We start from the raw sequence: 20,403 nt of genomic DNA on the forward strand, positions 1-20,403 counted from the left end.
ATTCCGCTCAATCTTGCGACAACGCGTGAAGGAGACGGGAATGAGTTACGAGACGTTGCTGGTCGAAACGCAGGGCCGCGTGGGCCTGATCACGCTCAACCGGCCGCAGGCGCTCAATGCGCTGAATGCGGTGCTCATGCGCGAGCTCGATGCCGCGCTGAAGGTCTTCGACGCCGACAGGGACGTCGGCGCCATCGTCCTTGCCGGCTCCGAGAAGGCCTTTGCCGCCGGCGCCGACATCAAGGAGATGCAGGGGCTCGATTTCGTCGATGGTTACCTCGCCGATTTCCTTGGCGGCTGGGAGCATGTCGCGAACGCCCGCAAACCGATGATCGCCGCCGTATCCGGTTTCGCGCTCGGCGGCGGCTGCGAGCTCGCCATGATGTGCGACTTCATCATCGCCTCCGAAACGGCGAAGTTCGGCCAGCCGGAGATTACCCTCGGCGTCATTCCCGGCATGGGCGGATCGCAGCGCCTGACCCGCGCAGTCGGCAAGGCGAAGGCCATGGACCTCATTCTCACCGGCCGCATGATGGACGCGGCGGAGGCCGAGCGCTCCGGGCTCGTTTCGCGCGTGGTGGCTCCGGACAGGCTCCTGGAGGAGGCGCTCGACGCCGCGAAGAAGATCGCGTCATTCTCGCTGCCGGCGGCGATGATGGCCAAGGAGGCAGTCAACCGCTCTCTGGAACTGACGCTCGCCGAGGGCCTGCGCTTCGAGCGGCGGCTCTTCCAGTCGCTTTTCGCAACGGAGGACCAGAAAGAGGGCATGGCCGCCTTCGCCGCCAAGCGCAAAGCCGAATTCAAACACAGGTGAGCCACGGACAGGACTCTGTTTTCTCAAATTGCGCGTTGACGTGCGGGCGGTTTCCCTTTATACGCCGCCCTCAGTTTGGAACGCCCTCGTTCGAGGCTTTCCGATAATACTCCCGAATTGCTTGTATGACAGGTCGCAGTGACCCGGCACGGCGAGGCGGAGTCCATGTCAGTTTTCGAAGAGAGGCATCAATGGCCAATACAACTTCGGCGAAAAAGGCGACCCGCAAGATCGCACGCCGTACCGCAGTGAACAAGGCCCGTCGTTCGCGCATCCGCAGCTTCGTCCGCAAGGTCGAGGAAGCGATCGCTTCCGGCGATCAGGCACTCGCAGCCGCCGCCCTGAAGGCGGCACAGCCGGAACTGATGCGCGCCGCCACGAAAGGCGTAATGCATTCCAACACGGCATCGCGCAAGGTTTCGCGCCTGGCGCAGCGCGTGAAGAGCCTTTCGGCCTAACCCGGCTAAGAAAAAAGCTGTTGATCAAGCGCCCGGCGTTACCGCCGGGCTTTTCCGATTCGTGCCGTGGTCAACGGTGCGCGCGATTGACCTGGTCACGCTCATGTCAATCGCGTGACAAAAAATACGCAGTTTTTTCAGTGGCTTATGAGAGGTTGCGGCAAAAATGTGGTCTCGCGGCGCGGGCGGATTGAGTCCGAAGTGAGTCAAGCCATTTTTTATTTTTTTTCTTTTTCGCCAGCTAAGCAAGAACACAAAAAACAAAACCCTTGATTCAACAGGGATTCTCGCCGGACTCGGGAGCGGCATGCAAAACCCGGCACGAGAGTCAACTGTCGACGCTTACGAGCGGGTAAAAAACGCCATTGATCTTGCCGGGCGATCCTGCCTAAATGCCTTCCACAGGGGACACAGATCACATCTGTACGAGGAAGTTTAAGGGTCATTCCAATCGGGGTGACTTTGGGCTTTCCGTCGCCTGTGGCGGGGTTAATTCCACGTCGATCAATCAAACAAGTCGAGACGATAAAACCGGGCGAGCCTTCGCACCGGAGCGAGGACGTTTCGTCTTATGGTTGCCGGCCGGGCTTAGCCTTGCGAATGCATGGGATAGGAAGAAGGAGGCTCGGGCTGTCCGCTACGTACGAGGGTGCGGTCAGCCGACAACGAGGAAAAACGGTTCTGGTCGGCTTGAAAATAGCCGTGCAGAATCGGTAAGGCGAAGTGCGAGGGGACATTTGCTTGAGGCGAAGGCGAGCGAATGAGCGCAGCGCGCCGTGACGGGATATGAGGAGCCCGGGTTCGGTGCGTATCAGAGCGTCCGGCTGACGCGGCATGGCTTTGAGCGGCCGTGGCGGGCGGACATAAAGATGAGGCCGCCAGAAATGACGGCGTCGGAATAATGAAATTGGAAGGCGGCAAGATGCGGATGAATTTGGCGACGGCACCTGAAGGTTTTCAGGCCGGAAGCAATCAGTCTCAGGCGGCGGGGGAAAAACACGACATGCGGCATGACGCACTGTTTGAGCGGGTAAGTGCGCGCTTGAAAGCCCAGGTCGGACCGGATGTCTTCGCAAGTTGGTTTGGACGCCTCAAGCTCCATTCAGTGTCGAAAAGCGTCGTGCGCCTCTCGGTCCCGACGACTTTTCTGAAGTCCTGGATCAATAATCGCTATCTCGATCTGATCACCACGCTCGTCCAGCAGGAGGACGGCGAAATACTGAAGGTGGAGATCCTCGTGCGCACTGCGACCCGCGGTCATCGCCCGACGGCTCCTGAGGAGAGCGTTGCCGCGGTTGCCGAAGCGGCGCCCGTCTCTCCTTCCCGCCGTTCGGCGGCCCCCTCCGTGGCAATTGCCGCCGCCACGGTTGCGGCAGCTCCGGCGAGACCCGTCCAGGCGCCGCTTTTTGGCTCGCCTCTCGATCAGCGCTACGGTTTCGATAGTTTCGTAGAGGGCTCGTCGAACCGGGTCGCGCTCGCGGCAGCGCGTACGATTGCCGAGGCCGGCGCCGGCGCCGTGCGCTTCAATCCGCTCTTCATCCATTCGAGCGTTGGTCTCGGCAAGACGCATCTCCTGCAGGCGATCGCTCTCGCGGCCCTCCAGAGTGCGCGCGCGCCGCGCGTCGTCTATCTGACGGCCGAATATTTCATGTGGCGTTTCGCAACGGCGATCCGCGACAACGACGCGCTGTCGCTGAAGGAATCGCTTCGCAACATCGACCTTCTCATTATCGACGACATGCAGTTCCTGCAGGGCAAGTCGATCCAGCACGAGTTCTGCCATCTGTTGAACATGCTGCTCGACTCCGCCAAACAGGTGGTCGTCGCCGCGGACCGTGCACCCTGGGAGCTGGAATCGCTCGACAGCCGCGTTCGCTCGCGCCTGCAAGGCGGCGTGGCGATCGAGATGGAAGGGCCGGACTACGAGATGCGCCTGGAAATGCTGAAGCGTCGTCTCGAAGCGGCGCGCCAGGACGATGCCTCGCTCGAAATTCCGCCCGAGATCCTGAGCCATGTCGCCCGCAACGTGACAGCCAGCGGCCGCGAACTCGAGGGCGCCTTCAATCAGCTTCTCTTCCGTCGCTCCTTCGAGCCGCAGCTCTCGATCGAGCGGGTCGACGAACTGCTCGGCCATCTCGTCAATGCCGGGGAACCGCGCCGCGTCCGCATCGAAGATATTCAGCGCGTGGTCGCCAAGCACTACAACGTCTCGCGTCAGGAACTGGTTTCGAACCGCCGCACCCGCGTCATCGTCAAGCCGCGCCAGATCGCCATGTATCTGTCGAAGACACTGACCCCACGCTCCTTCCCCGAAATCGGCCGCCGCTTCGGCGGGCGCGATCACACGACCGTGCTCCATGCGGTGCGCAAGATCGAGGAACTGATTTCTGCCGACACCAAGCTCAGCCACGAGATCGAGCTTTTGAAGCGACTGATCAACGAATAGAATCAGGTAAGCTCGAAGTTACGAAAAGCCCGGTCCGCCGGGCTTTTTTGTTGAGCGTTTTTTTCGCCCCGCTTGTCGGCTATCAATACCGCCATTCGTCTTCAGACCAGAGCGGAGATTTTCAATGCTTTACGCCGTGCTTTGCTACAACGATGAAAGCGTCACCAGTGCCTGGAGCAAGGAGGAGGACGAGCGGGTCATGCGTGATCTGAGCGCCGTCCAACGCAAATATGTCGAAGCGGGCAAGCTGGGGCCCGTGGCGCGGCTGGTGCCGACGACGGCGGCGGCGACGCTGCGCCACAGCGCCGGCGAGACGATCGTCATCGACGGGCCCTTCGCCGAGACCAAGGAACAGTTGCTCGGCTTCTACCTGATCGATTGCGCCTCGCTGGACGAGGCGCTCGACTTCGCGCGCGATCTGAGTAACGCCAATCCGAGCACGGGCTCCTACGAAGTCCGGCCGCTCGCGCTTTATAAACCCGGTGAGTTGCCCTCATGACCGACACAGGCTGGATCGATCTTGCTCTTGTTTCCGCGCGGCCGCAGGCAATGGGTGCGCTGCTGCGCTACTTTCGCAATCTCGATCTGGCGGAGGAGGCATTTCAGGAGGCCTGTATCCGGGCGCTGAAAAACTGGCCCCGTACCGGTCCGCCGCGCGATCCCGCCGCCTGGCTCATCTTCGTCGGACGCAATAGCGGCATCGACAAGGTGCGGCGGCAGTCGCGCGAGACGGCGCTGCCCCCGGAGGAACTGCTCTCCGATCTCGACGACCGGGAGAGTGAGCTCGCCGATCGGCTCGACGGGGCGCATTACCGCGACGACATCCTGCGGCTGCTCTTCGTCTGCAGCAATCCGACGCTTCCGGCAACCCAGCAGATCGCGCTTGCACTGCGCATCGTATCGGGGCTCTCCGTCAGGCAGATCGCCCGTGCTTTTCTCGTCAGCGAAGCCGCGATGGAGCAGCGCATCACCCGCGCCAAGGCCCGCGTGGCGGCCGCCGGCATCCCGTTCGAGACACCCGATGCCGTCGATCGCGCCGAGCGGCTCGCTGCGGTCGCGACGATGATCTATCTTGTCTTCAACGAGGGCTATTCGGCGATGAACGGCGCCGAGGGCGTCTCCGCCGATCTTTGCGACGAGGCGATCCGCCTGTCGCGGCTGCTGCTGCGGCTGTTTCCCGCCGAGCCGGAAATCATGGGACTGACGGCACTTCTGCTGCTCCAGCATTCGCGCGCCCGCGCGCGCTTCGATGCCACTGGCGCCGTCGTCCTGCTCGAAGATCAGGATCGGCGGCTCTGGAGCCGGCCGATGATTACCGAGGCGCTGGCGATGATCGACAAGGCAATGCGCCATCGCCGCCCCGGGCCTTACCAGATACAGGCAGCAATCGCCGCCCTGCATGCCCGCGCCGAACGTCCGGAGCAGACGGATTGGGAGGAGATCGACCTCCTCTACCAGGCGCTCGAGCGCCTGCAGCCCTCTCCGGTCGTCACGCTCAATCGCGCGGTCGCCGTCTCCAAACGGGAGGGAGCGGAGGCCGCACTGGCTATGGTGGAGCCCCTTGGCGAGAGGCTTTCCGGCTATTTCTATTATCATGGCCTGCGCGGCGGCCTTTTGAAGCAACTCGGCCGGGCATGCGAGGCGCGCGCCGCCTTCGACCGGGCGATCGCGCTGGCCACCAACGCGGCCGAAGCGGCCTATATCCGCATGCAGCTCGATCACCTCGCGGCCGAGCCGGCGACGGTCGCGGAAGAAGAAGAGCGATAATTTTTTCTGACCCCTGTCGGCAGGCGGCATCCTCTTTCGTCCTTGGAATGAACCAACATGGAGGAATTCGAAAATGACTGCAGCGACCGACACCAATTCCGGCGGCGAACGCGAACTGGTTCTGACCCGGCTGATCGATGCCCCGCGCGAGAAGGTCTACCGGGCCTTCACCGAAGCCGGGCTTCTGAAGCAGTGGTTCGCCCCTCTGCCGTGGACGATCACGGAAGCGGAGCTCGACGTGAGGGCGGGCGGCATCAACCGCTTTGTCATGCGCTCGCCCGAGGGCGAACTCTATCCCAATCAGGGCGTCTATCTGGAAGTCGTGCCGAACGAGAAGATCGTCGTCACCGATGCCTTTACGGAAGCCTGGAAGCCGTCCGAGAAGCCGTTCATGACGGCGGTCATGACCTTCGAGAACGAGGGCGGCAAGACCCGCTATACGGCCCGCGCGCTCCATTGGAGCGTCGAGGACCGCGATGCCCATGAGAAGATGGGCTTCCACGAGGGCTGGGGCCAATGCGCCGATCAGCTTGCAACACTCGTTGCGAAACTCTGAGAGGAGGACGGGGTCATGACCATTACCGCGAGCAGCAATGCGGCCATTGCGGAAATCGAGGAGGTAATCGGGGGCTGGGCGGAGGCGCTGCGCCGGAAGGATGCCGCCCGCGTCCTCGCCCACGGCACGGACGATTGCCTCGTCTTTTCCCTGGCGCCGCCCCTCAAGGCCTCCGACGCAGATGCCGGCGGCCTCGAGCAGTGGTTCTCCACGTGGAAAGGACCGCTCGGCTTCACCCTTGAGGATCTCGACGTTTCGGTGAGCGGCGACGTCGCCTTCGCCACTGCGCTGACGCATCTTTCCGGCGAGAAGCACGACGGTCAGAAGGCGGCGCTCTGGTATCGCCTGACCTTGGGCCTGACGCGCACCGACAGGGGATGGAAGATCGCCCATCAGCACGAATCCGTTCCCTTCTACATGGACGGGAGCTTCAAGGCGGCGATCGATCTCGATCCTCGATCCGAGGTCGACTGGCAAGCACCGTCGCGCCCGCCCATGCCCGGTGTCATCGCCTACCTCAACGTGGAGGATGCAGATGCGGCGGCGGCCTTCTACGTCCGCGCTTTCGGCGCCAAGGAGGAGGACCGCAAACTTGCCCAGGACGGAAAGCGCCTCATCCACTGCCACCTGACGATCAATGGCGGTGCATTGATGCTGAACGATCCCTTCCCGGAATTCGGCCATCCCTGGAAGCCACCGGAGGGCTTCGTGCTGCACCTCGTCGTCGACGACGCGGATTTCTGGTGGAAACGGGCGGTGGAGGCCGGCGCGGAGGTGACGATGCCGCTGGAGATCGCCTTCTGGGGCGATCATTACGGCCAGCTCAAGGATCCCTTCGGGGTTACCTGGGGGATCGTCGCACCGGTGAAGGAAGGCGGTTGAGCCGCTCGGCCCGCGATCAGCAGGCGAGGTCGGCCACCACGGCGTCGAGGATCAGCATTCCGGCGGGCGTGCAGCGCAGCCGCGAATTGCCGATCCGTTCGATGAAACCATGCTCGATCAGGAACTCTTCCCGGGCCGGATCCGGATCGCGGCCCGAGAGGGTCTGCCAGCGGGCGAGATCGACGCCTTCGCGCAGCCTCAACCCCATCAGCAAAAGCTCGTCGGCCTGCGCCTCGAAATCAAGCAGTTCCCGCTCGATCAGGCCTTCGCCGCACTCTTCGACGCGTTGCAGCCATGCCTCGGGGTTGCGCTCGGTTGCGGTCGCGATCTTACCTGATCCGATCGCCAGCCGCCCGTGGGCGCCGGGGCCGATGCCCGCATAGTCGCCGTAGCGCCAATAGGTGAGGTTGTGCCGGCTCTCGGCCCCCGGCCGGGCATGGTTGGAGACCTCATAGGCCGGCATGCCGATCGCGGCGGTGATCTCCTGCGTGGCCTCGTAGAGAACAGCCGACTGCTCGCCATCCGGAACGACGAGCTTGCCTGCCTTGTGCAGGCCGTAGAAGGGCGTCCCTTCCTCGATGGTAAGCTGGTAGAGCGACAGATGATCGACGGCGTAGGAAACCGCCTCCTTCAGTTCGCGCTCCCATTCCTCGACCGTCTGGTTCGGCCGCGCATAGATCAGGTCGAAGGACATCCGCGGAAAGATCTCGCGGGCGAGCCGCACGGCCTTCAACGCATTCTCGACATCGTGCAGCCGCCCGAGAAATTTGAGGTCACGGTCGTTGAGAGCCTGGACGCCGAGCGAGACGCGGTTGACGCCGGCCGCCCTATAGCCGCGGAAGCGCGTCGCCTCGACGCTGGAGGGGTTCGCCTCCATGGTGATCTCGATGCCATCGGGCACGTGCCAATGCCGGGCAATGCCGTCGAGGATCGCCTCCACCGTCTGAGGCTCCATCAGTGACGGGGTACCCCCGCCCATGAAAATGCTGGTGACGGTTCTCGGACCGGAAAGCGCGCGCACCGCAGCCATTTCCTTCAGAAATGCGGCGACGAAGCGAGGCTGATCCACCGGCTGGTGGCGCACATGGCTATTGAAGTCGCAATAGGGGCATTTCGCCGCGCAGAACGGCCAGTGCACATAGACCCCGAAACCGGGATCCATGCCGTCACCGATCGCTGAAAGCGGGGCTATCTGCATCGTCTCTCTACTCAGGCGCCGAGACAGGTTTCGGCGAACAGCTTGAATGCGCGGGCGCGGTGCGACAGAGCCTCGGGATCGCCGGGCTTCCAGCCATGCTTCTCCTCCGCACTCATTTCGCCGAATGTGGTGTCGTAGCCCTTCGGTTGGAAGACCGGATCGTAGCCAAAGCCGCTGGTGCCGCGCGGCGGCCAGACGACATAACCCTCGACCTCGCCGCGAAAGAGCTCGACATGCCCGTCCGGCCAGGCAAGGCAGAGAACGGACACGAAGCGTGCGGTACGGCTTTCGGGCGTCACCGCACCCTTGTCGCGGAGCGCCTCTTCGACCTTCTCCATGGCCATCTGGAAGTCGCGGCTGCCGTCCTCACGTTCGGCCCAGTTGGCCGTGTAGACGCCGGGGGCGCCGCCGAGCGCGTCGATGGCAAGACCGGAATCGTCCGAAAGCGCCGGCAGTCCGGAAGCCCTGGCCGAGGCGAGCGCCTTGATCGTCGCGTTCTCCTCGAAGGTCGTGCCGGTCTCTTCCGGCTCGACGAAATCGAGATCGGCTGCCGATTTCGCCTCGAAGCCGAGCGGCCCGATGAGGTCGCGGATCTCACGGATCTTGCCGGCATTATGGCTGGCGACGACGAGCGTCTTGTCGATCAGTCTGCGCATCTGTTCCGTTCCGTTCAGGTTCTGCCGAAATCAATCCCTGGCCCAGAGGCCCGCTTCCGCGCATTCCAGGCTGTTGCCGGCCGGATCGCGGAAATAGAAGGAGCGGGCGCCGTTCGGCCAGCGGATATCCGCCTCGATCGCAACCCCGGCTGCCTCCAGTTTCGCCTTCCAGGCGTCGAGCGCCTCCGCGGCGACCCGGAAGCACATGTGCCCGTTGCCCTTCGTCCCGTGCGGAGGCACGGGAAGTGCGCCCGGTGCAGGCGGCCTCACCGTCTCCGCCGGGTTGAAGATCAACAACACGCCTTCGCCGCAGCGGAAGAAGACATGGCGACTGCCGGCGCGCGTGATCCTTTCAAGGCCGAGGACCGTTCCGTAGAAGGCCTCGGCCTGATCGAGATCGTCCGCGTAAAGCGCGGTTTCCAGAATGCCTTCGAATGTCGGCACCGGACCGGTTCCTCTCAAGTGATCCAGAGCACTTCCGGAAAAGCCATGACGGTGTTCCGTCCGGAGGTGCATATTGTCGAAGCGTCAGATCATCTCACTGCTGCCGTGCAGCAGAGAGCAGTCTAGCCTGCTATCGCCTGCTTCTGCATTTCGACGAGTTCGGCAATGCCGTTCTTGGCGAGCAGCATCAGGCTTGCGAATTCTTCTTCGCTGAAGGGCTTGCCTTCCGCCGTTCCCTGGATCTCGACCAGGCCGCCGCTGCCCGTCATCACGAAATTGGCGTCCGTCTCCGCAGCCGAGTCTTCGAGATAATCGAGGTCGATGACCGGCTGATTGGCGAAGATGCCGCAGGAAATGGCGGCCACATGATCTTTCAGGACCTTCTCCAGCTTGACCATGTTGCGCGCTTCCATCCACTTCAAACAGTCGTGGAGGGCGATCCAGGCGCCGGTGATCGACGCAGTGCGCGTGCCGCCGTCGGCCTGAAGCACGTCGCAGTCGATCGAGATCTGACGTTCGCCGAGCGCCGGAAGATCGACCACGGCTCTGAGCGACCGCCCGATCAGCCGCTGGATCTCCTGCGTGCGGCCGCTCTGCTTGCCGGTCGCCGCCTCGCGCCTCATGCGCTCGCCGGTCGCACGCGGCAGCATGCCGTATTCCGCGGTGATCCAGCCCTTGCCGCCGTTGCGCAGCCACGCCGGAACTTTTTCCTCCAGGCTGGCGGTGCACAGAACATGCGTGTCGCCGAAGCGTACCAGGCAGGATCCTTCCGCATGCTTGGAGAAATTGCGCTCGAACGAGACCTTGCGCATTTGGTCGATTTTTCTACCGGATGGCCGCATCGTCAACTCCTGTCGATCCCGACTGCATGTTGCTTCGAGTCCTGTTCGGTTCAAGGACAAGACCATGCAGAATTCAAAGTGCTCCAGCGGCCTTTGCGCGTCTGAAGACACGCGGCGCTTTCGTGAGCCTTCTAGATCATGGCGTGGGCAAAGGGAACCGCTTGATGTCGAAGCTTCGCAGTGATTTTTCCCTTTTGCCATTCCCCGTGCGGATCACTATATTCTTTGCGAACACGGAATACTGATCACGGAGTGACATGGTACTGCGCAACCCTGGAACGAAGGGGATCGCATCGGCGCTGGACGAGCGCTCCGGCGAGATCTTCCGCCGCATTGTCGAGAGCTATCTGGAAAGCGGGGAGCCGCTGGGCTCGCGCAATCTCTCTCGGCTGTTGCCGGTGTCGCTGTCGCCGGCCTCGGTTCGCAACGTGATGAGCGACCTCGAAGATCTGGGCCTGATCTATTCCCCCCATGTCAGCGCCGGCCGGCTTCCGACGCAGCTGGGCCTGCGCTTCTTCGTGGACGCCTTCATGCAGGTGGGCAATCTCTCGCCGGAGGAACGCGCCTCGATCGAAAGGCAGGTTCACCCGGGAAATCGCGACCGGTCGGTCGAAAACCTTCTTACCGAGGCGAGCCAGATGCTGTCCGGCATGTCGCGCGGCGCAGGTCTCGTCATCACCACCAAGAGCGATCCCGTTCTCAAGCATGTCGAGTTTATCCGGCTGGCGCCGACCAAGGCACTGGCGGTGCTTGTCGGCGAGCACGATCAGGTGGAGAATCGGATCATCGAGCTGCCGGCCGGGATCACCAGCGCCCAGCTCACCGAAGCGGCGAACTTCGTCAACGCTCACCTTGCCGGTCAGACGATCCCCGAATTGCGGACGCAACTGGAAAAGGTCAAGGAGACGGTGCGCGGCGAGCTCGACGCGCTCTCGCAGGACCTGGTCGAGCGCGGGCTGGCGATCTGGTCCGGAAGCGAGGGCGACGGCCAGCCGGCGCGGCTGATCGTCAGGGGCCGCGCCAATCTGCTCGAAGGATTGGAAGGGACGGACGACATTGAGCGGCTGCGCATGCTCTTCGATGACCTCGAAAAGAAGGATAGCCTGATCGAGATCCTCAACCTCGCCGAGAGCGGCCCGGGCGTGCGCATCTTCATCGGTTCCGAAAACAAGCTGTTTTCACTCTCCGGATCCTCGTTGATCGTCGCTCCTTATCGCGACAGCGACGACCGCATCGTCGGCGCGGTCGGTGTCATCGGGCCGACCCGACTCAACTATTCCCGCATCGTTCCCATGGTCGATTACACCGCGCAGCTCATGTCGCGGCTGTCGCGCTGAGCGAATCCTTTTGATCGATGAAGCAATCGACCCTTGATTTTTCGGGCCCAAACATCGATATCGGGCTTCAAATCCAGGCAACAGAACGTTCAAGCAAAGCGACTTCCGCTGGTTTGATGATGCCGAACAGAGCAAAAGACAGAAATTCGGAGAACGTCATGACCGACGAAACGAACAAGAACGGACCCGAGGCCGCGGCGCCTGAAGAATTCGAAACAGCCGCTGAGCCGCAAGCCGCGGAGAAGCCGGAGGCGGATGCTTCCACGACCGCGCCGGATCCGCTTGAGCTTGCCAGGGCCGAGAGTGCGGAACTGCGCGACAAATATCTTCGCCTCGCTGCGGAGATGGACAACCTGCGCCGGCGCACCGAACGTGACGTGAAGGACGCGAAGTCCTATTCCGTCGCGGGCTTCGCGCGCGACATGCTGGCGGTCTCCGACAACCTGCGCCGCGCGCTGGATGCGATTCCGGCCGACGCCAGAGAGGCGGGCGATGCCGGCCTGAAAGCACTCATCGAGGGCGTGGAGATGACCGAACGGTCGATGCTCGCGGCGCTCGAGCGTCACGGCGTGAAGCAGCTGGACCCCACCGGCCAGAAGTTCGATCCGAATTTCCACCAGGCCATGTTCGAGGTCCCGAACACCGAGGTCCCGAACAACACGGTCGTCCAGGTGGTCCAGGCGGGATACACGATCGGCGAACGCGTTCTGCGCCCGGCAATGGTCGGTGTTGCCAAGGGCGGCCCGAAAGCCGCGTCCTCTGAAAGCGAGACGCCTGCTGCCTGACGGCGCATGAATGCGATTTGCGAAGGGCCGCGCACTCTGCAAGGTGCGCGGCCCTTCGTCATTGTTCGAAATATCGCATCCTCTTCCAACCGGCTTCGGCAGGGCAGCAGGCAGAAGATATTCAGGCAGCGTGCGAGGTCGTGTCGTCGCTAAGCAGCGTGTAGATCGCGCTTGCCGAGTCGCTCGCTCGGATACGCGACACCATGTCGTGGTCGCGCAGCACGCGGGCGATGCGCGAGAGCGCCTTGAGGTGGTCGGCGCCGGCACCTTCCGGTGCAAGCAGCAGAAAGACGAGGTCGACCGGCTGGTCGTCCAATGCCTCGAAATCCACCGGCGTATCGAGCCGCGCAAAGATACCGACGATCGACGGCAGACTGCTGAGCTTGCCGTGCGGGATGGCGATGCCGTTGCCCACCCCGGTCGAGCCGAGTCTTTCTCGCTGCAGGATGACGTCGAAGATCTCCCGCTCCGGAAGACCGGTGAGCTTCGATGCTTTTGCCGCCAATTCCTGAAGGAGTTGCTTCTTCGAGTTGGCCCTCATGGCCGGGATGATCGCATTTTGATGCAGCAAGCCTGCCAATGCCATTCTTTTATCCTCGTTCGCCGGTTAGAGCCTGGCAATCTCATCACAAATGCGCCGTGATGGCTCTACCCATCTTTGTCTTGGCGGGTCGAATGCACAGAAAAGTCGAGCTTTTCCGCCGTCCCGCTGATCGGAAAGACGGGGGACGCCAGTCCGGCTGGCTTCCCCCATCCCCACTCATGCCTTGATATTGGCGGCGTCGATCCAGCCAATATTCCCATCGTTGCGCCGATAGACGATGTTCAGGTCATCCTTGCCGGGGCTGCGGAACATCAGCACCGGTTCATCCGTCATGTCCAAGGCCATAACGGCATTGGCGACGGACATTGTTCTCAACTGTTTCGTCGTTTCGGCAACGATCGTCGGCGCATAATCGTCGGGGACTTCCTCGTCCTCGAAGGGCACCGAGTCCATCACTCGATAGGCCACTTCGGTGGCATTCTGCCCGTTGCCGTTGTGATGGTCCTTGAGCTTGCGCTTGTAGCGCCGGAGCCGCTTCTCGATGCGCTCCGAAGCCGCGTCGAAGGCTGACTGTGGCTCGTTCGCCTGGCCGTTTGCCTGCAATACCACGCCCGTATCGAGATGAAGCTTGCAGTCGGCGCTGAATCGCGACCCTGACTTTTCCACAGTGACCTGGCTCGAATATCCTCCGTCGAAATATTTGGTTACGGCCTGCTCGATCTGCTCGCCGATGCGGACGCGAAACGAATCGCCGATTTCCATATGTTTACCGGATACACGCACACTCATGGAGTTTCCTCTCTTGTTCGTGAATTGCGTGCCCAGTCTATTCCAAGCGCCCCCGTCATCCAAGCACTTCAGCGACGGGAGTCCCGAACAACCGAAATCGTGAGCGCGCGCTGCCTCTATGCAAGCGCGGCGGCCTCATATCCGCTGTACCGCGGAGAGTCAATTGCGCGTCGTGGGATTAAACGTTCATCGAGCCCCGGCGGTTCCGCAGGCGAGAGCCCAAAGCGCAACCCGGCTTACGCGCTTGCGGCCGCCCGGAAATGCTCAGAATGCTGTGGTTTTGGCCAGCGCGCGTTTCTCGCGGCGGCGCTGGACGGAGGAAGGGATGCTCATCGTCTCGCGATATTTTGCGACGGTGCGTCTGGCGATATCGACGCCGGCTTTCTTGAGGACGTCGACGATATCGTCGTCCGAGAGCACGGCATCGGCGCTTTCCTGATTGATCATCGTGCGGATGCGATGGCGCACGGACTCGGCCGAATGTGCATCGCCGTTTTCCGCCGAGCCGATCGAAACGGTGAAGAAATATTTCAATTCGAAGAGCCCGCGCGGGGTCAGCACGTATTTGTTGGAGGTGACCCGGCTCACCGTCGACTCGTGCATCTTGATCGCATCCGCGACGATCCTGAGGTTCAGCGGGCGCAGGTGGCCGACGCCGTGGACCAGAAAGGCGTCCTGCTGCCGGACGATTTCGCTTGCCACCTTCATGATCGTCCTGGCGCGCTGATCGAGGCTGCGCGTCAGCCAGTTCGCATTTTGCAGACACTCGTTGAGAAAGGCCTGTTCGCCGCTGTTCTTCCTGCTGGAGCGCGATATTTCGGTGAAATAGTCGTGGTTGACGAGAACCCGGGGCAGGGCATCCGGATTGAGCTCGACCAGCCAGCCGCCATCGGGTGCGGCACGCACGACGACGTCGGGAACGATGGCCTCGAAGACACCGGTTTCGAAGCTGGTGCCCGGTTTCGGATCGAGCTTGCGGATCTCGGCGAGCATATCGACCAGGTCTTCCTCGTCGACGCCGCAGATCTTCTTGAGACTTGCGAAATCGCGCCGTGCCAGGAGCTCGAGATTGGCCACGAGCGCTTCCATCGCCGGGTCGAGGCGATTGCGGGCGCGCAGCTGAATGGCAAGACATTCGCCGAGCGTGCGCGCAAAGACCCCCGGCGGATCGAACTGCTGAAGCACCTGCAGCACGCGCGCCACGTCCTCGCCGGCCGCGCCCAGCTTCTCGGCCGTCTCGGCGAGGTCGGCGTGCAGGTAGCCGGCATCGTCGAGCTGGTCGATGAAATGCAGGGCGATCAGCCGATCGGAGGCAGTGCTGAGTGCGAAGGGCAGCTGCTCGGCGAGCGCCTCCCTCAACGTCTTGCGGCCGGCAACGAAATCGTCGAGATCGTAGCCCTCGGCGTCGCCGGCGCCCGGCATGGATTTCCATTGGCCGAGAAGCTCGGGCGCATCCGCCCGCTGCGGCGCCGTATCGTCGGGGAAGACGTTGGCGAAGTCGGCGTCAAAGCCTTCGCTGAGCCTCTCGCCGGATCTCGACATGGCGCTGTCGTATAGGTCGCTCTGACCTGCCGCTTCGTCGATTTCGCCGCCGGTCTCAGCCGGATGCGGACTGCCATCCTCGCGATCCGATGTCGTTGCCTCATCGGCTGATTGGACCTCCAGCAGCGGGTTCTTCTCGACTTCCTGCGCGATGAAATGGCTGAGCTCCAGATGGTTCATCTGAAGCAGCTGGATCGACTGCATCAGCTGCGGCGTCATGACCAGCGACTGCGACTGTCTCAGATGAAGGCTGGCGGACAAGGCCATGCTGGCGTGAAACTCCCGTCGAGTTCTCCGAGCCGTGTCCGCTTGGACGGGCCCTTTTTTAGTTGGCCCAAAAATTGCTTATAACTGGAATTTGGTCAAGCACGGACGGCGGCGGAGGTGCCAATTCAGCCGGCGGTCGTCCGTTCTGCCGGAATGCACGCTGCCGGCAGATGTCAGAGGCTGAAATTGTCGCCGAGATAAAGCCGGCGCACGTCCGGGTTGGTGACGATGTCGTTGGCGCGGCCATGCGTCAGCACTTCGCCGGCATGGATGATATAGGCCCGATCGATCAGCCCGAGCGTCTCGCGCACATTGTGGTCGGTGATGAGGACGCCGATGCCGCGCGAAGTGAGGTGACGCACGAGCGCCTGGATATCGGCGACGGAGATCGGATCGACGCCTGCAAAGGGTTCGTCGAGCAGCATGAAGGTCGGGTCGGTCGCAAGCGCACGGGCGATTTCGAGGCGCCGGCGTTCGCCGCCCGATAGCGCGATGGCCGGCGATTTGCGCAGGTGCGTGATCGAAAATTCACCAAGCAGATCGTTGAGCTTGCTCTCGCGGCGGTCGACGTTCTCGTCGTGAACCTCCAGCACCGCGCGGATGTTATCCTCGACCGTCAGCCCGCGAAAGATCGAGGCCTCCTGAGGCAGGTAGCCGACGCCAAGGCGCGCCCGGCGATACATGGGCATCGTCGTGACGTCGTTGCCGTTGATCTCGATCGAGCCCTCGTCCACCGGCACGAGGCCGGTGATCATGTAGAAGCAGGTCGTCTTGCCTGCGCCGTTCGGACCAAGCAGGCCGACAGCCTCGCCGCGGCGCACGACGAGCGAGACACCGTTGACGACGCGGCGCGAGCGGTATGATTTCGTCAGGCCCCGGGCAATCAGCGTGCCGTCGTAGCGCGCCTTGTCGACCGCGCGGGCAGCTGTCGCTGCCGCCGACGGCTTTTTGCCCCGTTTGCGTTTTTGGAGGAAAGGAATCTGCACGAGCGGGTCTATGTCAGTTCGTCTTGCGGGACTGCGGATCGAGCTGGATCTGTACGCGGCCGCCGCAGGCGTCGAGCTGCGCTTCGCCGGTGTCCATCTGGACGTTCAACTGGCAGCCCACGAAGACGTTCTTGCCTTCCGACAGCACGACCTTCTTGCCCTTGAGCACGATCGTCTGGTTGGTGAGGTTGACGATGCCGCTTTCGCCCGTCGCCTGTTGCGCACCGGAGCTGAGGAACACCTTGTTGCTGACCTCGATCCGATCGATATCGGCGTTGCCGCTGGTGACCGAGCCGCCACCCGCCTTGTAGAAGACGGTCATGTTGCCGGCCTGCAGCGTCGTCGTGCCCTGGACGACCTTCACATTACCGGTGAAGATCGCCTTGCTTTCCGGATCCTTGATCTCCAGCTTGTCGCTCTCGATCTGGATCGGCTGGTCGTTTGAAAGCTGAAGGCCCTGCATGCGACTGGAGGTTGCCTGCGCGAGGGCGGCGGAAGCAATCAGCGAAGCGCCGAGCCCGGCCACGGCCAGAGCGGCTGAAATCCTTATGAGAGCGGCAGGTTTGACCGACATGGCTGCAGGGGATCCTGTTCTTGGGGTCCTGTTATTTTGCGTTTTTGCGAATGGCGCTGGGTTCGATATTGACCCTTACCATGCCTTCGAATGTTACGACACGTCCCTTATCTGTCATTCGCAGCTTCTGCGCAATGATCGATCCGCCCTTCATGCTGATGGCAATCGGTTGTTTCGTCTCCATTTCGCCGGCATTGATGTCCAGATAGGCGGACTGGAAATCGGCATTGACGCCATTATTCATGGAAATCGTGAACGGGGCGTTCATGTCGAGCGTATTCGCGCCGCGGTCGTAGATACCGCTCGTCGCATCGACCGTGGCGATCAGCGTATCGTTGACCGGCATCTCGGCGTGAATGATCTCGAGTGTGATCAGGTTCGGGTTGGCGATATCCTGAAGCGCCCGCTCAGCCTTCATCGAATAGCTGATATCCTGCTTGTTGCGGCCGGAAATCGCCGGGTTCTGCATGACGATCTTGCCGTTCTCGATCGTGGCCGTCTCGAGCTGCAGCTCTTCGGGCAGGAAAGCGCGCACGAAGGAAACGGCGACGAAGATCAGCGCAACCGCGCCGGCGATGAGCGGCAGCAGGACTTTCAGGCGCCTTACGCGCGCCGAATGCCGCGCCGCCGAAGCATAGGCATCGGCAGAGCTCGTACCCACATCGGCGAAGATTGCGGGGGATCGGGCTTCGTTCAGCATCAAGGGCCTGTCAGTTTCCTCTGACCTCGGGCAGTCCGAGGGACACATATACATACATCGGCGTAAGCCACGGCGAATATGGTTATCTTGCTGCCGCCCGGCAATGGAGCGGTGCAAACTTTGCATTGTAAGACAATCCGGCCGCACTATTTCAATCCGCCGGGCATGCTCTACTCCATGCCGCGTCAAACCCCAAGGGGTTTCATGCAGCAACCCGCGTCGGCCCGGCGTGTATTCCCGTGCGTCGCGTTGCAGACTGCCCTAGCTTGCCGCGTCTCAGGCGGATAGCATGTTCCGCGGGAAACTGACAGAACCCCTTACCACAAATCGGAGACACCCATGGACGAACTCGCCATTGCCGACCGCCGCAGCCTGCGCAGAAAGCTGAGCTTCTGGCGTTGGGCGGCGGTGGCCGTTCTCGTCGCCGGCGGCCTCGCGCTGTTTGCCTTTTCAGGCTGGGGCGACGTGACGGAGCGTGCGCGCGATCACGTCGCGCGCGTCGCCGTTACAGGTCTTATCCAGGACGACCGGGAGCTGGTCGAGCGGCTTGAGCGGATCGCCGACAACCAGTCCGTCAAGGCGCTGATCGTGACGATCTCGTCGCCGGGCGGCACCACCTATGGCGGCGAGGTCATCTACAAGGCCATCCGCAAGGTCGCCGAGAAGAAGCCGGTGGTCTCGGATGTGCGCACGCTTGCCGCGTCGGCCGGCTATCTGATCGCCCTTGCAGGCGACCGGATCGTTGCCGGGGAGACCTCGATCACCGGCTCCATCGGCGTCATTTTCCAGTATCCGCAGGTCAAGACCCTCATGGACAAACTCGGCGTCTCGCTTGAATCGATAAAATCGAGGCCTCTCAAAGCCGAACCGTCGCCGTTTCATCCTCCGAGCGACGAGGCGAGAGCCATGATTCAGGCGATGATCGACGACAGCTACGGATGGTTCGTCGATCTGGTGGCCGAGCGGCGCAAACTGCAGCGGCCGGAAGCGCTGGCCCTTGCGGATGGCCGGATCTTCACCGGGCGGCAGGCGCTGGAAGGTAAACTGGTAGACGAGCTCGGCGGCGATGATGAAATCAGGGCGTTTCTGGCCGAACGAAAGGTCTCGAAGGACCTTCCCGTCCTCGACTGGGAAGCGCCGAGCGGCGCGCTGTCCTTCGGCCTCGGATCGCTCCTGGCCGAAGCGGTCAAGGCGTTGGGATATGAGGCTTTTCCGACGATGAAGAGCCTCGAAAAGACCGGCCTGGACAAGTTGTTTCTTGACGGTCTTGTTTCGGTTTGGCAGGTTGAAGGGCATTGAGGAAGGCACGTGTGCTAGCCGCGTCACGAGGCCGTAGCTCCAGGCGAGCCTTCCCGAATGCGCAAACGCAGACAAACAAGCCAAAAAAACCAAGGGGGGCGAACGTGATCAAGTCAGAGCTGGTGCAGATTGTGGCGGCGCGCAATCCGCATCTCTACCACCGCGATGTCGAAAATATCGTCAATGCGGTACTCGATGAGATCACGGACGCGCTTGCTGCCGGCAACCGGGTGGAGCTGCGCGGTTTCGGCGCATTCTCGGTCAAGAACCGGCCATCGCGGTCCGGCCGCAACCCACGCACCGGCGATTCCGTCTTCGTCGAAGAAAAGTGGGTGCCCTTCTTCAAGACCGGCAAGGAACTGCGTGAGCGGCTCAATCCGGGGATGAACGACAACAATAACGGTGAAGACGACTGACGAACGAGGCGCACAGGGATCGGCGCCTCTCGCGCGGGCGCCGAGTTCCGCACATCGTGCGGCTCTCCGCCTCATAAGCGTGTCGAAACAAGGCGGCCCGCTTTATGTCACTATTCGTATGCATGTCGTTGTCGCGAAGCCGCCCCACAATTCCGGGCGACATGCATTAACATTCTGGTCGGAGCGGGTGCATGCTCAAGAAACTCATCAATATCGTCGTCTTCGTTCCGCTCGGAGTGCTGCTGATCGTCCTGAGCGTGGCCAACCGCCAGACGGCAACGCTTGCGCTGAATCCGTTCAATCCCGCCGACAGCGTGCTTTCGATCTCGGCTCCGTTTTTCGTATTTCTCTTTCTCGCCGTCATTGTCGGTCTCGTGCTCGGCGCTGCCGTGACCTGGTTCACCCAGGGAAAATATCGGCGTCGCGCGCGCAGCGAGGCCCACGAGGCGCTGAAATGGCATCGCGAGGCCGAAAAGCAGCGCGGCCAGGCGGAGAAGCTGGCGACGCAAGCGAGCCTACCCGCGCCGCAAGGCTGAGGATCGGTGCTGAGCGCGTTCCGAGCCCTCAGCTCGCCGCCTCGGCCTTGCCGCTGACCGCCAAGTTGAAATCCGCGAAGAATTGCTGGGCGAGCTTGCGCGCCGTCGAATCGACGAGGCGCGAGCCAAGCTGGGCAAGCTTGCCGCCGATCTCCGCCGTGACGTCGTAGCGCAGCACGGTTTCCGCGCCCTCGTCCAGTAGCGTGACGTCGGCGCCGCCCTTGGCGAAGCCTGCTATTCCGCCCTTGCCCTCGCCGGATATGGTGTAGCTCGCGGGGGGATTGAGGTTCGACAGAACGACCGTGCCGTTGAAGGATGCGGAAACGGGGCCGATCTTGATCTTGACCACGGCCGCAAGCTCGGTTGGCGATTTCAATTCAAGAGACTGGCAGCCGGGAATGCATCGCTTCAGAATGTCCGCATCGTTCAGGCCACGCCAAACCGCGTCTCGGTCAGCCGCGATACGTTCCTCTCCGCTCATATTCATGCCGGTCCTCCCGTCCACTCTTGTTGGCGATCTTCGCAATCGGAAACGGCTTTGCCAAGAGCACCGGCGATGCTATTT

At 62.3% G+C, this 20,403-nt stretch carries 23 protein-coding genes; 12 read left to right on the forward strand and 11 right to left on the reverse strand.

Annotation, left to right across the window (positions count from 1 at the left end; translation table 11 throughout):
- Positions 1-40 precede the first annotated feature (40 nt).
- From AC5J09_RS13990 to AC5J09_RS14020, 7 genes are all read left to right on the forward strand, one after another.
- Positions 41-814 (forward strand): enoyl-CoA hydratase, encoded by a 774-nt coding sequence (locus AC5J09_RS13990; RefSeq protein ID WP_494297846.1) that lies wholly within the window; start codon positions 41-43, stop codon positions 812-814.
- Positions 815-1,005: 191 nt separating this feature from the next.
- On the forward strand, positions 1,006-1,272 hold the full coding sequence (rpsT, locus tag AC5J09_RS13995) for a 30S ribosomal protein S20 (protein ID WP_003527759.1): 267 nt from the start codon (positions 1,006-1,008) through the stop codon (positions 1,270-1,272).
- A 1,003-nt stretch (positions 1,273-2,275) separates the two neighbouring features.
- On the forward strand, positions 2,276-3,718 hold the full coding sequence (dnaA, locus tag AC5J09_RS14000) for a chromosomal replication initiator protein DnaA (protein ID WP_033047210.1): 1,443 nt from the start codon (positions 2,276-2,278) through the stop codon (positions 3,716-3,718).
- A 124-nt stretch (positions 3,719-3,842) separates the two neighbouring features.
- Positions 3,843-4,217, forward strand: coding sequence for a YciI family protein (locus tag AC5J09_RS14005; protein ID WP_018093976.1), 375 nt, complete (start codon positions 3,843-3,845; stop codon positions 4,215-4,217).
- Positions 4,214-5,485, forward strand: coding sequence for an RNA polymerase sigma factor (locus AC5J09_RS14010; protein WP_494297847.1), 1,272 nt, complete (start codon positions 4,214-4,216; stop codon positions 5,483-5,485). The genes AC5J09_RS14005 and AC5J09_RS14010 overlap by 4 nt, the downstream gene beginning before the upstream one ends.
- Before the next feature lie 73 nt (positions 5,486-5,558).
- Entirely contained in the window at positions 5,559-6,041 is a 483-nt protein-coding gene (locus tag AC5J09_RS14015) for an SRPBCC family protein (protein ID WP_100669778.1), read from the forward strand.
- Positions 6,042-6,056: 15 nt separating this feature from the next.
- Positions 6,057-6,923: a nuclear transport factor 2 family protein gene (locus AC5J09_RS14020; protein ID WP_411932582.1), complete on the forward strand. Its 867-nt coding sequence runs from the start codon at positions 6,057-6,059 to the stop codon at positions 6,921-6,923.
- 16 nt (positions 6,924-6,939) lie between these two features.
- Here the strand turns inward: AC5J09_RS14020 and hemW are convergent, their stop codons facing one another.
- The 4 genes from hemW to rph form a co-directional block, all read right to left on the reverse strand.
- Positions 6,940-8,121: a radical SAM family heme chaperone HemW gene (gene hemW / locus AC5J09_RS14025; protein ID WP_324762777.1), complete on the reverse strand. Its 1,182-nt coding sequence runs from the start codon at positions 8,119-8,121 to the stop codon at positions 6,940-6,942.
- Between the two features lie 11 nt (positions 8,122-8,132).
- Positions 8,133-8,777: an RdgB/HAM1 family non-canonical purine NTP pyrophosphatase gene (rdgB, locus tag AC5J09_RS14030; RefSeq protein ID WP_018093981.1), complete on the reverse strand. Its 645-nt coding sequence runs from the start codon at positions 8,775-8,777 to the stop codon at positions 8,133-8,135.
- Positions 8,778-8,807: 30 nt separating this feature from the next.
- Positions 8,808-9,221, reverse strand: a complete 414-nt coding sequence (locus AC5J09_RS14035; protein WP_494297848.1) for a VOC family protein — start codon at positions 9,219-9,221, stop codon at positions 8,808-8,810.
- A gap of 122 nt (positions 9,222-9,343) precedes the next feature.
- A complete protein-coding gene (gene rph, locus AC5J09_RS14040; RefSeq protein ID WP_018093983.1) occupies positions 9,344-10,063 on the reverse strand; it encodes a ribonuclease PH in 720 nt (239 codons plus the stop codon).
- Between the two features lie 257 nt (positions 10,064-10,320).
- Between rph and hrcA the strand changes: the two genes are divergently transcribed.
- Both hrcA and grpE read left to right on the forward strand, forming a co-directional pair.
- Complete coding sequence (gene hrcA / locus AC5J09_RS14045; protein ID WP_003527730.1) at positions 10,321-11,400, forward strand: heat-inducible transcriptional repressor HrcA; 1,080 nt, start codon at positions 10,321-10,323, stop codon at positions 11,398-11,400.
- 158 nt (positions 11,401-11,558) lie between these two features.
- The gene (gene grpE / locus AC5J09_RS14050) at positions 11,559-12,185 is read left to right on the forward strand and encodes a nucleotide exchange factor GrpE (protein ID WP_026168514.1); all 627 of its coding nucleotides are present in this window, start codon (positions 11,559-11,561) and stop codon (positions 12,183-12,185) included.
- 121 nt (positions 12,186-12,306) lie between these two features.
- Here grpE and ptsN read toward each other — a convergent pair whose 3' ends face one another.
- The 6 genes from ptsN to lptC all read right to left on the reverse strand — a co-directional run bounded on the left by ptsN (position 12,307) and on the right by lptC (position 17,587).
- Positions 12,307-12,771, reverse strand: a complete 465-nt coding sequence (gene ptsN, locus AC5J09_RS14055; protein WP_100669776.1) for a PTS IIA-like nitrogen regulatory protein PtsN — start codon at positions 12,769-12,771, stop codon at positions 12,307-12,309.
- Positions 12,772-12,945: 174 nt separating this feature from the next.
- Positions 12,946-13,518, reverse strand: coding sequence for a ribosome hibernation-promoting factor, HPF/YfiA family (hpf, locus tag AC5J09_RS14060; RefSeq protein WP_100669775.1), 573 nt, complete (start codon positions 13,516-13,518; stop codon positions 12,946-12,948).
- Between the two features lie 264 nt (positions 13,519-13,782).
- On the reverse strand, positions 13,783-15,327 hold the full coding sequence (rpoN, locus tag AC5J09_RS14065; protein ID WP_494297849.1) for an RNA polymerase factor sigma-54: 1,545 nt from the start codon (positions 15,325-15,327) through the stop codon (positions 13,783-13,785).
- A 173-nt stretch (positions 15,328-15,500) separates the two neighbouring features.
- Positions 15,501-16,307: an LPS export ABC transporter ATP-binding protein gene (gene lptB / locus AC5J09_RS14070; protein ID WP_379937238.1), complete on the reverse strand. Its 807-nt coding sequence runs from the start codon at positions 16,305-16,307 to the stop codon at positions 15,501-15,503.
- A gap of 19 nt (positions 16,308-16,326) precedes the next feature.
- Positions 16,327-16,887, reverse strand: coding sequence for an LptA/OstA family protein (locus tag AC5J09_RS14075; protein WP_018093989.1), 561 nt, complete (start codon positions 16,885-16,887; stop codon positions 16,327-16,329).
- Between the two features lie 31 nt (positions 16,888-16,918).
- Positions 16,919-17,587 (reverse strand): LPS export ABC transporter periplasmic protein LptC, encoded by a 669-nt coding sequence (lptC, locus tag AC5J09_RS14080; RefSeq protein ID WP_494297850.1) that lies wholly within the window; start codon positions 17,585-17,587, stop codon positions 16,919-16,921.
- A gap of 339 nt (positions 17,588-17,926) precedes the next feature.
- On the opposite strand from lptC, the gene sppA reads away from it, so the two are divergent.
- The 3 genes from sppA to AC5J09_RS14095 all read left to right on the forward strand — a co-directional run bounded on the left by sppA (position 17,927) and on the right by AC5J09_RS14095 (position 19,838).
- Positions 17,927-18,886: a signal peptide peptidase SppA gene (gene sppA, locus AC5J09_RS14085; protein ID WP_275596899.1), complete on the forward strand. Its 960-nt coding sequence runs from the start codon at positions 17,927-17,929 to the stop codon at positions 18,884-18,886.
- Positions 18,887-18,990: 104 nt separating this feature from the next.
- On the forward strand, positions 18,991-19,302 hold the full coding sequence (locus AC5J09_RS14090) for an integration host factor subunit beta (RefSeq protein ID WP_003527713.1): 312 nt from the start codon (positions 18,991-18,993) through the stop codon (positions 19,300-19,302).
- 191 nt (positions 19,303-19,493) lie between these two features.
- Positions 19,494-19,838: a hypothetical protein gene (locus tag AC5J09_RS14095; protein ID WP_018093992.1), complete on the forward strand. Its 345-nt coding sequence runs from the start codon at positions 19,494-19,496 to the stop codon at positions 19,836-19,838.
- A 28-nt stretch (positions 19,839-19,866) separates the two neighbouring features.
- On the opposite strand, the gene AC5J09_RS14100 is transcribed toward AC5J09_RS14095, so the two are convergent.
- On the reverse strand, positions 19,867-20,325 hold the full coding sequence (locus AC5J09_RS14100; RefSeq protein WP_018093993.1) for an SRPBCC family protein: 459 nt from the start codon (positions 20,323-20,325) through the stop codon (positions 19,867-19,869).
- Positions 20,326-20,403 lie beyond the last annotated feature (78 nt).

The sequence above is a fragment of the Sinorhizobium sp. genome (assembly GCF_059070375.1).

Excerpts from the sequence above, each read along its gene's own strand:
- AC5J09_RS14100 (WP_018093993.1), bottom strand. The coding sequence starts at position 20,325 with ATGAATATGAGCGGAGAGGAACGTATCGCGGCTGACCGAGACGCGGTT.
- rpsT (WP_003527759.1), top strand. The coding sequence starts at position 1,006 with ATGGCCAATACAACTTCGGCGAAAAAGGCGACCCGCAAGATCGCACGC.
- AC5J09_RS14075 (WP_018093989.1), bottom strand. The coding sequence starts at position 16,887 with ATGTCGGTCAAACCTGCCGCTCTCATAAGGATTTCAGCCGCTCTGGCC.
- AC5J09_RS13990 (WP_494297846.1), top strand. The coding sequence starts at position 41 with ATGAGTTACGAGACGTTGCTGGTCGAAACGCAGGGCCGCGTGGGCCTG.
- AC5J09_RS14095 (WP_018093992.1), top strand. The coding sequence starts at position 19,494 with ATGCTCAAGAAACTCATCAATATCGTCGTCTTCGTTCCGCTCGGAGTG.
- rph (WP_018093983.1), bottom strand. The coding sequence starts at position 10,063 with ATGCGGCCATCCGGTAGAAAAATCGACCAAATGCGCAAGGTCTCGTTC.
- dnaA (WP_033047210.1), top strand. The coding sequence starts at position 2,276 with ATGCGGCATGACGCACTGTTTGAGCGGGTAAGTGCGCGCTTGAAAGCC.
- hrcA (WP_003527730.1), top strand. The coding sequence starts at position 10,321 with ATGGTACTGCGCAACCCTGGAACGAAGGGGATCGCATCGGCGCTGGAC.
- AC5J09_RS14020 (WP_411932582.1), top strand. The coding sequence starts at position 6,057 with ATGACCATTACCGCGAGCAGCAATGCGGCCATTGCGGAAATCGAGGAG.
- rdgB (WP_018093981.1), bottom strand. The coding sequence starts at position 8,777 with ATGCGCAGACTGATCGACAAGACGCTCGTCGTCGCCAGCCATAATGCC.
- lptC (WP_494297850.1), bottom strand. The coding sequence starts at position 17,587 with ATGCTGAACGAAGCCCGATCCCCCGCAATCTTCGCCGATGTGGGTACG.
- hpf (WP_100669775.1), bottom strand. The coding sequence starts at position 13,518 with ATGAGTGTGCGTGTATCCGGTAAACATATGGAAATCGGCGATTCGTTT.
- AC5J09_RS14015 (WP_100669778.1), top strand. The coding sequence starts at position 5,559 with ATGACTGCAGCGACCGACACCAATTCCGGCGGCGAACGCGAACTGGTT.
- hemW (WP_324762777.1), bottom strand. The coding sequence starts at position 8,121 with ATGCAGATAGCCCCGCTTTCAGCGATCGGTGACGGCATGGATCCCGGT.
- AC5J09_RS14005 (WP_018093976.1), top strand. The coding sequence starts at position 3,843 with ATGCTTTACGCCGTGCTTTGCTACAACGATGAAAGCGTCACCAGTGCC.
- AC5J09_RS14010 (WP_494297847.1), top strand. The coding sequence starts at position 4,214 with ATGACCGACACAGGCTGGATCGATCTTGCTCTTGTTTCCGCGCGGCCG.
- ptsN (WP_100669776.1), bottom strand. The coding sequence starts at position 12,771 with ATGGCATTGGCAGGCTTGCTGCATCAAAATGCGATCATCCCGGCCATG.
- grpE (WP_026168514.1), top strand. The coding sequence starts at position 11,559 with ATGACCGACGAAACGAACAAGAACGGACCCGAGGCCGCGGCGCCTGAA.
- rpoN (WP_494297849.1), bottom strand. The coding sequence starts at position 15,327 with ATGGCCTTGTCCGCCAGCCTTCATCTGAGACAGTCGCAGTCGCTGGTC.
- sppA (WP_275596899.1), top strand. The coding sequence starts at position 17,927 with ATGGACGAACTCGCCATTGCCGACCGCCGCAGCCTGCGCAGAAAGCTG.